11 protein-coding genes are annotated in these 11,605 nt (G+C 35.4%); 4 read left to right on the forward strand and 7 right to left on the reverse strand.

The annotated features are described in order from the left end of the window. Positions 1-86 precede the first annotated feature (86 nt). The 6 genes from HCN53_RS05995 to guaB all read right to left on the reverse strand — a co-directional run bounded on the left by HCN53_RS05995 (position 87) and on the right by guaB (position 4,096). Complete coding sequence (locus HCN53_RS05995) at positions 87-239, reverse strand: DUF4295 domain-containing protein (RefSeq protein ID WP_082586952.1); 153 nt, start codon at positions 237-239, stop codon at positions 87-89. 7 nt (positions 240-246) lie between these two features. Next, on the reverse strand, positions 247-429 hold the full coding sequence (rpmG, locus tag HCN53_RS06000) for a 50S ribosomal protein L33 (RefSeq protein ID WP_042277742.1): 183 nt from the start codon (positions 427-429) through the stop codon (positions 247-249). A gap of 19 nt (positions 430-448) precedes the next feature. Continuing rightward, a complete protein-coding gene (rpmB, locus tag HCN53_RS06005) occupies positions 449-688 on the reverse strand; it encodes a 50S ribosomal protein L28 (RefSeq protein ID WP_042277739.1) in 240 nt (79 codons plus the stop codon). Positions 689-752: 64 nt separating this feature from the next. Beyond that, positions 753-2,003: a competence/damage-inducible protein A gene (locus HCN53_RS06010; protein WP_167342356.1), complete on the reverse strand. Its 1,251-nt coding sequence runs from the start codon at positions 2,001-2,003 to the stop codon at positions 753-755. A gap of 1 nt (position 2,004) precedes the next feature. Then, positions 2,005-2,619, reverse strand: coding sequence for a fumarylacetoacetate hydrolase family protein (locus HCN53_RS06015; protein WP_167342357.1), 615 nt, complete (start codon positions 2,617-2,619; stop codon positions 2,005-2,007). Between the two features lies 1 nt (position 2,620). Next, complete coding sequence (guaB, locus tag HCN53_RS06020) at positions 2,621-4,096, reverse strand: IMP dehydrogenase (protein ID WP_167342358.1); 1,476 nt, start codon at positions 4,094-4,096, stop codon at positions 2,621-2,623. Positions 4,097-4,484: 388 nt separating this feature from the next. Here guaB and HCN53_RS06025 point away from each other — a divergent pair, with 388 nt between their 5' ends. The 4 genes from HCN53_RS06025 to HCN53_RS06040 all read left to right on the forward strand — a co-directional run bounded on the left by HCN53_RS06025 (position 4,485) and on the right by HCN53_RS06040 (position 10,728). Beyond that, positions 4,485-5,687, forward strand: a complete 1,203-nt coding sequence (locus tag HCN53_RS06025) for a DUF4856 domain-containing protein (protein ID WP_167342359.1) — start codon at positions 4,485-4,487, stop codon at positions 5,685-5,687. A gap of 72 nt (positions 5,688-5,759) precedes the next feature. After that, positions 5,760-6,872 carry an imelysin family protein gene (locus HCN53_RS06030; RefSeq protein WP_167342360.1) on the forward strand — a complete coding sequence of 371 codons (1,113 nt, stop codon included), beginning with the start codon at positions 5,760-5,762 and terminating at the stop codon, positions 6,870-6,872. 78 nt (positions 6,873-6,950) lie between these two features. After that, positions 6,951-8,324, forward strand: a complete 1,374-nt coding sequence (locus HCN53_RS06035; protein ID WP_167342361.1) for an HTTM domain-containing protein — start codon at positions 6,951-6,953, stop codon at positions 8,322-8,324. Further along, entirely contained in the window at positions 8,302-10,728 is a 2,427-nt protein-coding gene (locus tag HCN53_RS06040; RefSeq protein ID WP_317168809.1) for a TonB-dependent receptor domain-containing protein, read from the forward strand. The genes HCN53_RS06035 and HCN53_RS06040 overlap by 23 nt, the downstream gene beginning before the upstream one ends. On the opposite strand, the gene HCN53_RS06045 is transcribed toward HCN53_RS06040, so the two are convergent. Further along, positions 10,725-11,519 (reverse strand): class I SAM-dependent methyltransferase, encoded by a 795-nt coding sequence (locus HCN53_RS06045; RefSeq protein WP_167342362.1) that lies wholly within the window; start codon positions 11,517-11,519, stop codon positions 10,725-10,727. The genes HCN53_RS06040 and HCN53_RS06045 overlap by 4 nt on opposite strands. Positions 11,520-11,605 lie beyond the last annotated feature (86 nt).

Here is an 11,605-nt window from a genome sequence, read left to right on the forward strand (position 1 = left end):
ATACAACAATCTCTATTTAATAAAAGGCAACATAAAAAGCCCGTATAATTAGCATTATACGGGCTTCATCATCTTAACTAACCAACTTATTTCTTATTTAAGAAATCGTTTACTTGTTCTGGTGCCATGATAGCACTTACAAAAGTATAGGCACCTGTCTTAGGCGATTTAACCATTTTGATCGCCTTAGTTAATCTTTTTGACCCAGTTTGAAGAGTCGCTACTGATTTCTTTGCCATGTCTTACTTATTTAATTTCTTTATGAACAGTCATGCGCTTTAAGATCGGGTTGAACTTTTTAAGCTCTAAACGATCTGGCGTATTCTTTTTATTCTTTGTAGTGATGTAACGAGAAGTTCCAGGTTGCCCAGTAGCCTTGTGCTCAGTACACTCTAGAATTACTTGTATTCTATTACCTTTCTTTGCCATCTTATCTAATCTTTATGAATTACTTAGTTAAGATTCCCGCAGCACGAGCTTCTTTCACTACTTGAGTAATTCCTTTTTTATTGATATTCTTAATTGCCTTAGCAGAAACTTTTAAAGTAATCCACTTATCTTCCTCTGGTAGATAAAATTTCTTCTTGAAAAGATTAACGTTAAACTTGCGCTTAGTCTTATTCATAGCGTGAGAAACATTGTTTCCTACCATCGCCTTCTTACCAGTAAGTTCACAAACTCGTGACATGATTATCTGTGTTTAAAATCGGACTGCAAAATAACGAATATTTATTCAATCCCACAAGTATAATTTACAAGCTTTTTAATATTTCCTGCTGTAACATCTCAAAAGCTTTATTTACAGACTTTTGCACAACTCGTTCTCTATGATTTCCCATAAAAAATTCCATTGCATAGGTATTAGTTGGTGTAGCGATTCCTATAAACACTGTTCCTACTTGCGCATCACTATCTCCTTTGGATGGACCTGCATTTCCTGTAGTAGCAATTGCATAATCACTTTTGAAAATCCTCTGAGCTGCAGCTGCCATAGCTTGTGCAACAGGAGCACTTACAACAGAATGTTTTTCTATAATAGATGCATCTACACCTAACACATCAACCTTGGACTGAGTAGCGTATGTTACAGTACTACCTTTGAATATTTGGCTCGCTCCAGGAATTTCAGTTAATAGATTAGCAATTTTACCACCGGTACAACTTTCGGCAGTGGACAATGATTTTCCTGACTTTTTAAATAATTCGGTTACTTGAACTGCCAGTGAATCATCATTCCCTTCACCTACTACAATATCTCCTATAAGCTCGTATAATCGCTCTACCTGTGAATCAACTCGTTGTTTAACTTCTTCTTCTTGTGCTCCTACACATGACAACCTTAACCTTACAGTACCTAGTGATGGTAAATAAGCTAGTTTAATATCTATAGGTAAAGCATTTTCCCAATCTGCAATTTTAGTAGCAATGGTGCTCTCTCCTACTCCAGCAGTAATTATAGTACGATGATAAATAAATGGTAGGTTACCTATTTTTTTAATTTCAGGTAACACATGTTCACTCATCAAGTGCTTCATTTCAAAAGGAACTCCAGGCATTGAAATAAATACAGTATTATTCCTTTCTAACCACATACCAGGAGCGGTCCCGTAACTATTTTTAAGCAGTTTTGCTTTTGATGGTACTAGTGCTTGATTCTCGTTTAAAGCCTCCATCGGCTTTTTGACATAATGCTCAAACAAATACTTGACATGCTCCAGCACTTCTTCATTTTTGACTAGAGTGTCATCAAAATACTCAGCTAGTGTAAGCTTAGTCACGTCATCTTTAGTAGGACCCAAACCACCAGTAATGAGTACGATATCTGATTGTGATTCCGCTTTCGCGAAAGCGGATATCATAGAATCCTTATCGTCACTAGTAGTTATTATCTCATTGACTTGAACTCCAATTTTATTAAGTTCTTGTGCCATCCAAGCAGAATTAGTATCTACTATTTGACCTATTAAGATTTCATCTCCAACTGTGATGAGCGTTGCCAGCATATTATTTTACTTTAATGCGGAACATTTCTTGACCTGCTAATGTTCCTGTAAGTATGTCGTTCTCTTGAACTCTAGAAACTCCTGCTGGAGTTCCAGTAAAAATCAAATCGCCTATTTTAAGAGTGAAAAACTGAGATACATAAGCTATGAGCTCATCTATTTTCCATAACATGTGAGACGTATCTCCATCTTGCTGCAGTTGCTCATTTTTATATAACTGAAATTTTAGATTATCGAGATCTCCTAGATTTTCCTTGTTTATAAAATCGCGTGATACCACAGCAGCTCCATCAAATGCTTTAGCCTTTTCCCATGGTAGTCCCTTTTTCTTGCAATTGGATTGTACGTCACGAGCTGTAAAATCAATTCCCAGTCCCACTTCGTCATAATATTTATGAGCAAATTGAGGTTCGATATACTTACCTATTCGATTGATTTTTACAACAACCTCTACCTCATGGTGTACGTCGTTTGTCCATTCTGGTATAAAGAAAGGTTGTTTGTGTAATAAGATTGAAGTATCTGGCTTAAGAAACACTACAGGCTCTGCAGGCTTTTCATTTTCGAGCTCGGCGATGTGTTCCGTATAATTTCTCCCTATGCAAATAATTTTCATATTACTTACGACTATAATTAGGAGCTTCTTTAGTAATTGTCACATCATGAGGATGACTTTCGTGAACACCGGCGGCAGTAATTTTAACGAACTTCCCACTGGATTTAAGAGCATGGATATCTCCTGCACCACAATAACCCATTCCAGCTCGCAAGCCTCCTATAAATTGAGTCATGCTTTCAACTAGATCTCCTTTAAAAGGAACTCTTCCTACTATTCCTTCAGGAACTAATTTTTTAATATCGTCCTCTACATCTTGGAAATATCGATCCTTGGAACCGTGTTGCATAGCTTCAACCGATCCCATTCCACGATAAGATTTAAATTTACGTCCATCGTAAATAATGGTTTCACCAGGAGACTCTGTCGTTCCTGCTAGTAATGAACCTAGCATTACACAGTCTGCTCCTGCTGCGATAGCTTTTGGAATATCTCCTGTATAGCGTATTCCACCATCGGCAATAACTGGAACTCCTGTTCCTTTTAATGCATGAGCTACTTCCATCACCGCACTAAGTTGAGGAAAACCTACACCTGCTACCACACGAGTGGTACAAATAGAACCTGGCCCTATACCAACTTTGACTGCATCGGCACCAGCATCAGCAAGATATTTAGCAGCCTCACCAGTAGCTACATTACCGACAACCACATCTAGATCAGGGTATTGCTTTTTTACAGTTTTTAATACTTCAACCACACCTTTTGTATGCCCATGTGCTGTATCAATTACAACAGCATCAACTCCTGCTTTTACTAGTGCAGCAGCTCTATCTACAGCATCATGTGTAACACCTATTGCAGCTGCCACTCTTAACCTACCGTACTCATCCTTATTGGCATTAGGTTTTAATGTAAGTTTTGTGATATCTCTAAAAGTAATAAGACCGATCAATTTATTTTCATCGTCAACTACTAGGAGCTTTTCAATTTTGTGTTCTTGTAGAATTTCCTCAGCATCTTCAAGGCTTGTACCTTGTTTTGCAGTAATTAAGTTTTCTGAAGTCATTACCTCAGTTACAGGCTTTTCGTTATCCTTTTCAAACCTAAGATCTCGATTAGTAACGATTCCTTTTATAAATCCTTGTTCATCAACAATAGGAATGCCTCCAATTGAATGCTCACGCATACTCGCTTTAGCATCGCCTATTGTTGCTTCAATAGTTAATGTAACAGGATCGATAATCATTCCGCTTTCCGCACGTTTCACACGACGTACTTTTTGAGCCTGCGCTTCTATAGTCATGTTTTTATGCAATACTCCGATTCCTCCTTCTTGCGCCATTGCAATAGCCATGCGGCTTTCAGTAACTGTATCCATAGCAGCACTTACAACTGGAGTGTTGAGCGATATGTTACGTGTAAATTGAGTTTTAATACTTACCTCTCTAGGTAAAACCTCACTATATGCCGGAACAAGAAGAACATCGTCATAAGTAAGTCCTTCTCCTAAAAATTTTGAATCGTGGGAAATCATGCAATTAGAATTAATTGCATGCAAATATAGTTAATTAATTTGTGCTTTAGATATGTAAAGAAGGTCCTTTTAGTTGTTTGATATTGTAGAAGATAATTAACTTTTATAAGCTAATACATTAGACAAAAAATCTTGACAGTTACTGGTATTTTGGAAAAATTGATCACCATAATTATCAAAATAGATAATAATTTGACGGGCATGAGCTTTAGAAATTATAAATACTAAAGCAATCAAGACCTATACTAGAGCAAAACCTTGAAATTAAAATACTATTTATCAGTAACTTAAAAATTAAACTTAAAAAAACCTAAATTATCTTTATTTATTCTAAATAAGGGTAATATTTTTGCATGCAATTATTTTAATTAAGTCTAAATTATATTTAATGAAATTTATCCCTAAACTTCTTCTTGCTGCTGCAACAGCTACGATGATAATAAGCTGTGATAATGATGATGATACAATCACAAGTGTAAACGCTCCTAGTAATTATTCGTTTGAAAGAAATGGACAAACTAGTGTTTCATATTCTGGTCAAACTGATAGAATACTTATGGCCGAGGAAGTTCTAGATGGATTGAAAGAACCTTCTACTTCTTTAAATACCTTACAGGCTCAATTTGACCATACTCAAGGGCAAAACAACTTTTCTGATCCTGCTTTAAATTCCAGTACAAAAAGTGTACGTTCCAAAGTAGCCGCTAGTTCTGACTATTTCTCTTCTAACTCTGTAGATCAATCTAGCATCAGAGCTGATTTTGATGGTTGGATTTCAAGTCAGGTAAACGAATTATACGATAACGGCGCATTGGTAAGCACAACGGCTAGCCCTGGTGTAGCTGGACAATTACAGGAAGCTGGTGGTGGAACCGTTAGATACTTCAATGAAGATGGTCTAGAATACGATCAAGCAGTAGCTAAAGGTTTAATAGGTGCTTTGATGGCCGATCAAATGCTTAATAATTATCTATCAACATCTGTATTAGATGCTGGAACAAACCGCGAAGACAACACTAACGGTGTATTGGTAACTGATAAGAACTACACCAATATGGAGCATAAGTGGGATGAGGCGTTTGGATACTTGTATGGTGTTGACAATGCGTTAAACCCAGTTCTAGATGTTGATTCATTTTTAAATAAGTATTTGGAAAGAACAGAAGGAGATGCAGACTTTACTGGTATTGCTCAAGATATCTATGACGCATTCAAATTGGGTAGAGCTGCCATCGTGGCTGGAGATTATGATCTTAGAGATCAACAAGCTAACATTATTAGAGAAAAAGTTTCTACAGTGATTGCTAGAATGGCTGTTTTCTATCTAATTGATGGTAAAGAAACTCGAGGTGCCAATCCAGCTGCTGGACTACACGATTTATCAGAAGGATTTGGCTTCATCTACAGCCTACAATTTACTAGACAACCTAATAGTGAAATACCATATTTCTCAAAAACAGAAGTGGATGCATTTATTAACACATTGCTAGACGGTAATGGTTTTTGGGATCTAACAGATGCTGAGATTGACGCTATGGCAGCTGATATTGCTTCAAGATTTGACTTTACTGTTGAAGAAGCACACAATTAATTAGATTATTAGTAATAACTCATCTATCCAACCGACGTAGAATTAAAATTTAAAAAGTACCATTATAACAATATGAGAAAAATTGGAATTTTATTCATTACAATGATTGCTTTTATATCATGCGATTCAAGTGATGATTCTAGTGATAACGGTAATCAAAATAACTTTGACAGGTCTGGAATGATGACGAATATTGCTGATAATTTAATCATTCCTGCATTCACAGATTTAAACAATGATTTAGCCACACTGGAAAATGAAATAGCAAGCTTTAGTACTTCGCCAGATCTTGCTGGTTTAAATGCAACTAGAACAGCATGGTTAAATGCCTATACAACCTGGCAGTATGTTGAGATGTATAACATTGGAAAAGCTGAAGAGGTTCAACTAGCTTTTAAAATGAATGTTTATCCAACGAATGTAACAGATATTCAAAACAACATTTTAGATGGAAATGCCGATTTAAATGCTGTAAATAATAATGATGCTGTTGGTTTTCCTGCTGTTGAATATATGATATACGGAACAGGAAATGATGATCAGGAGATTATAGACTTTTATACTACTGATAGTAATGCAAGCCTTAACAAGCAATATTTAATTGATCTGTCGGCAGCCATGAAATCTCTTACTCAGGAGGTTCTTGATGATTGGAATAACGGTTTTAGAGATTCATTTGTGAATAGTACAGAAAATACAGCTACTAGCGCATTGAATAGACTGGTTAATGATTACATTTTTTATTATGAAAAAGGATTAAGGGCAAACAAAATAGGGATTCCAGCAGGAATATTTTCTAGCAGTTCTTTACCAGATCGTGTAGAAGGGTTATACAGTGAAGTATATAGCAAACAACTAGCGACAACAGCTTTAAATGCTGTTAGACAGTTTTTTACAGGACAACACTATAACAGCTCAACTACAGGATTAAGCCTTTCAGATTATGTTACGGCTAGTGAAACCGATGCCAACAATTCTTTGTCTACAGAGATAAGTAATCAGTTCGAGACTGCACAAAATCAATTAAGTACTCTTGACGCTAATCTTTCATCTCAAGTGAACACCAATAATACTGCAATGTTGCAAACTTATGATGAATTGCAACGAGCTGTCGTATTACTAAAAGTTGACATGCTACAGTTATTAAACATTAATGTTGATTATGTTGATGCCGATGGTGATTAACAAAATGTAAAACTACCAAGTGATAAAAGCTGATTTTCTTTCAACAAGTTAGGAAATCAGCTTTTACTTTTGCAGCCCATGAAAGAACAGATTAAATCCTATTTATCACAACCTACAAATTCAGCGCCACTGGCTGTTTTTAGGATAGGATTTGGTATAATAATGTTTTTAAGTATTATCCGATTTTGGAGTAATGGCTGGATTGAAAAGCTATATCTAGAACCAAAATTTCATTTTTCCTATTACGGGTTTGAATGGGTAAAACCATTGGGTAATTTTACCTATCTCATTTTCTTCATTTGTGGGCTAAGCGCTCTCTTTGTAGCGTTAGGCTGGAAATACAAATGGGCGATTGTCACATTCTTCCTGAGTTTTACTTACATAGAACTTATGGACAAAACTACTTATCTCAATCATTATTATTTTATTAGCGTAGTCAGTTTTGTACTTATTTTTTTGCCTGCTGGTAGACGATTTAGTATTGATAATTACGCTTTCGCGAAAGCGAATAAAAAACCATCACCACACTCCATTCCTCGATGGACTATATTGAGCTTAAAAGTATTGATATCGATTGTGTACTTTTATGCTGGTCTGGCCAAAATTAATTCTGATTGGTTACTGCGAGCAATGCCATTAAAAATCTGGCTAAAATCTAAATATGATCTTGCGTTTATCGGCGAAAACTTAATGCAGCAGGATTGGTTCTATTATGCCATGAGCTGGTCTGGTATGTTATACGATTTAACCATTCCATTCCTTCTACTATATAAACGAACAAGGTGGTTTGCTTATATATTGGTTATCATTTTCCATGTATTCACACGAGTTTTATTTCCAATCGGCATGTTTCCTTATGTTATGATTGTAAGTGCTCTCATCTTTTTTGACGCATCATTCCACGAGCAAGTACTAGCTTCAATCAAGAACATAATACCTGAAAAAATAAAAACCTGGATCAAACCTAAACCGATATCTTATAAACCATCACGAGTAAACTTGATCATTGTGAGCTCGGTTATAGCTATACAACTGCTACTACCATTTAGACATTTACTATATCCCGGAGAGTTATTCTGGCACGAACAAGGTTTTAGATTCTCATGGCGTGTAATGTTAATTGAAAAGGTAGGATACACCTCTTTTAAGGTCGTAGACAAAAAATCGGGAGAAAGTTTTATGGTGGATAACACTGATTTTTTGAGTTCGTTCCAAATTAAACAAATGAGTTTTCAACCTGATTTTATCTTGGAATACGCTCATTTTTTAGAGGATCATTTTACCAAACAAGGCCATTCTAATATTGCTATCTATGTAGATAGTTATGTAGCACTTAATGGTAGGAGAAGCACTAGGTTTATTGATCCTGAAGTAGACTTGACCAAGGAAAAAGAATCATTTAAAAACAAAAACTGGATAATTCCATTTAATGATGAGATTAAAGGCTTATAGTTATATCATAGCGTTGTTGTTACCTCTTGCAGTTATATCACAAACAACTGTAACTGGTATCATCACTTCTGTTGATACTGGTAAACCTGTTACAGGTGTTACCATCTATGAAAAAACAGGAAAAACTCTTGCTACTACAAATATTAAGGGTGAGTATAATTTCACAACTGAGCAACAAGTTCTTGAAGTGGTTTTGTATGCATTTGAATATGAAAGTGTTGAGACAAGGATCGACCTCAATCAAAAAAGCACATTCAATTTTACCCTATCTCCGTTAGGATCTACACTAACTGAGGTTGAAATCAATGCACGAAAAGCGAAAATTTTTGAGCTTCAGCGTCTTAAAGATGTTGAAGGAACTTCTATATATGCCGGTAAAAAAAATGAGGTGGTTTTAGTTAATCAATCAACCGCTAATCTGGCATCCAACAACGCTAGGCAAATATATGCTCAAGTAACTGGATTAAATATTTATCAAAATGATGATGCAGGATTACAATTAAACATTGGTGGTCGTGGATTAGACCCTAATAGAACATCAAACTTTAACACGAGGCAAAATGGTTATGATATAAGTGCTGATGTTCTAGGATACCCAGAAAGTTATTACGCACCACCTGCTGAAGGTCTAGAGCAAATTCAAATTATAAGAGGAGCCGCGTCCTTACAATACGGTACTCAGTTTGGCGGATTAGTTAATTTCAAAATGAAATCTGCTCCAAAGAATAAAAAACTCGAACTAGTTACCAGAAACACAATAGGTAATAACGGCTTGTACACCAATTTCACAAGTGCCGGTGGTACTTTGAATAAGCTTAGTTATTACACCTATTTTAATTATAAAGAAGGTGATGGTTTTAGACCAAATTCCGGTTTTAATTCTCGTAATCTATTTACAAAAATAGGTTATGACTTTAATGATAAAACTAGTGTTACTGGTGAAGTAACCCTATTGAATTATATTGCCCAACAAGCAGGTGGACTTACCGATGCCATGTTTGAAGAAAATCCGTATCAAAGTAATCGAAGTAGAAACTGGTTTGAAGTAGATTGGTTACTTTGGAATTTGAGAGTAGATCATAAATTTTCAAATAGTACGAGGTTGAGTGCTAGTCTTTTCGGATTGGATGCCAGTAGAGATGCGTTAGGTTATCGCTCTAATAGAGTGAGCTCCATTGATCCTGGAGAGGAAAGAGATTTGATAAAAAACGATTTTAAAAATTATGGGATAGAACTAAAGTTTTTGACTGAATACCAGATAGCTGGAAAAAAGTCTATCCTTTTATTAGGTTCAAAATATTACAATGCAGACAATAGTTCGCAACAAGGTCCTGGAAGTGAAGGCAGTGATCCAAATTTTGAATTTCAGACAGACCGCTTTCCTAATTACCCTAATCAAAATGCCTACAGTAACCCTAATTTAAACCTGTCTTTATTTGGTGAAAACATCTTCTACATTAATGATAAATGGTCTGTAACTCCAGGTTTTAGATTAGAATACATTAAAACAGAAAGTGATGGATTTTTTGAAAGAATCAATACTGATGCTGCAGGAAATGTAATATTAAGAGAACGGGTAAGTGAAGACTTAACTAACGAACGTAGCTTCTTATTAGTAGGATTAGGTTCCAGTTATAAGCTTAATAAGAACATCGAGTTTTATGGAAATCTATCACAAAATTACCGATCTGTAACCTTTGCCGATATAAATACTGTCAACCCAGCATTTATAATTAATCCCAATATTTCTGACGAAAAAGGATTTACTGGTGATCTAGGAGTAAGAGGGAATTACAAGAATGTTTTTTCATACGATGCCAATATTTTTACCCTTTTCTACAACGACAGGATTGGATTTGTTCAACGTGCTCAAAATGATGGTAGTGTAAAAACAGAAAGAGGAAATGTAGGTAATGCCATCATATATGGTATAGAATCCTTAGTTGATTTTAATCTAAACGAACTCTTCATTAAGAACAATTCTTACGTAGCAAATCTATTCTTCAATACATCGCTTATTCAGTCAGAATATGTGTCTAGCGATGTTAATGGAATTGAAGGTAATGAACTAGAGTTTGTTCCTAGTTTAAACTTTAAAACCGGATTAAAATTTGGCTACAAAAACTTTACCTCTAGTATTCAGTTTACGCATTTATCACAACAATTTACCGATGCATCAAATGCTCAAGAAGGAAATCTTAGCGGTGTTATAGGCGCTATCCCTAGTTACCAAGTAATGGATGTATCAGCTAGTTATAAGTTAGGGCGTTTCAAGCTAGAAACAGGAATAAATAATCTATTTGATCAGGCATATTTTACAAGGAGAGCAACAGGATATCCAGGACCAGGAATTATACCTAGTCCCAATCGCAATTACTATGCAACACTCGAGATTAAATTTTAATTAGGTTTGACAGCTTTAATCTCAAAAATTAAAGGATAAAGTTGTTCGTTTAAATAAAACAGTTCATCATTACCTTTATACATATTGGGAAAGACTTCATAAGGACTTCCATCATGTTCATTAAAATAATCAACAGTCAACCCTGCATTTATAAGCGCTTGTATAACCTCACTTAAGGAATGATTCCAGCCGTACTCTTTAGAAATCATATCAGATTTTGAAGAGCCATAGGTTCCTTGATATTCCTCGTAAATTACGTCTTGTTGACTATAATGATATTTCATAATTGCGGGTTTTGTGGTGTAGTCAAACATCCACGCGATGGGATGAAATTCTACGATATAAAAAACACCACCTTTATTAAGCCGCTGTGCGATCATTTGCGCCCAAGGCTGTAAATCTGGCAACCAGCCTATCACACCATAACTAGTAAACACAATATCAAATGTGTCATTCACATAGGTACTCGTGTCTAGAACATTACATCTTATAAAATTAGCTGGTAAGTTCAAATTTGCACTTAAATTTTTAGCAATTTCAATAGCCTCGTCCGATATATCTATGCCAGTCACATTTGCTCCTAGATGAACCCAGCTCAGTGAATCTTGACCAAAATGACATTGTAAATGAAGTATCGATTTCCCTCTTACATCACCTAGTGCTTTGATTTCATAAGAGTTCAATGAATTTTTCGCTTTCGCGAAACCGTCCCTATCATAAAAATCTCCTTCATAATGTGCAATAGCCTTCTTATTCCAAGTGGCTCTATTCACATCAAAATATTCTTTCATATTGATAATATCAGACCTCTAAACTACAATATTTCAAGGTTTTAACTAATGTTAAAAAATCGTTAAACTACACGATTTAATTACAA

This window comes from Nonlabens sp. SY33080 (genome assembly GCF_011784885.1).
Classification (GTDB): domain Bacteria; phylum Bacteroidota; class Bacteroidia; order Flavobacteriales; family Flavobacteriaceae; genus Nonlabens; species Nonlabens tegetincola.

Coding starts and splice junctions, on each gene's coding strand:
- HCN53_RS05995 (WP_082586952.1), bottom strand. CDS start 239: ATGGCAAAGAAATCAGTAGCGACTCTTCAAACTGGGTCAAAAAGATTA.
- rpmG (WP_042277742.1), bottom strand. CDS start 429: ATGGCAAAGAAAGGTAATAGAATACAAGTAATTCTAGAGTGTACTGAG.
- rpmB (WP_042277739.1), bottom strand. CDS start 688: ATGTCACGAGTTTGTGAACTTACTGGTAAGAAGGCGATGGTAGGAAAC.
- HCN53_RS06010 (WP_167342356.1), bottom strand. CDS start 2,003: ATGCTGGCAACGCTCATCACAGTTGGAGATGAAATCTTAATAGGTCAA.
- HCN53_RS06015 (WP_167342357.1), bottom strand. CDS start 2,619: ATGAAAATTATTTGCATAGGGAGAAATTATACGGAACACATCGCCGAG.
- guaB (WP_167342358.1), bottom strand. CDS start 4,096: ATGATTTCCCACGATTCAAAATTTTTAGGAGAAGGACTTACTTATGAC.
- HCN53_RS06025 (WP_167342359.1), top strand. CDS start 4,485: ATGAAATTTATCCCTAAACTTCTTCTTGCTGCTGCAACAGCTACGATG.
- HCN53_RS06030 (WP_167342360.1), top strand. CDS start 5,760: ATGAGAAAAATTGGAATTTTATTCATTACAATGATTGCTTTTATATCA.
- HCN53_RS06035 (WP_167342361.1), top strand. CDS start 6,951: ATGAAAGAACAGATTAAATCCTATTTATCACAACCTACAAATTCAGCG.
- HCN53_RS06040 (WP_317168809.1), top strand. CDS start 8,302: ATGATGAGATTAAAGGCTTATAGTTATATCATAGCGTTGTTGTTACCT.
- HCN53_RS06045 (WP_167342362.1), bottom strand. CDS start 11,519: ATGAAAGAATATTTTGATGTGAATAGAGCCACTTGGAATAAGAAGGCT.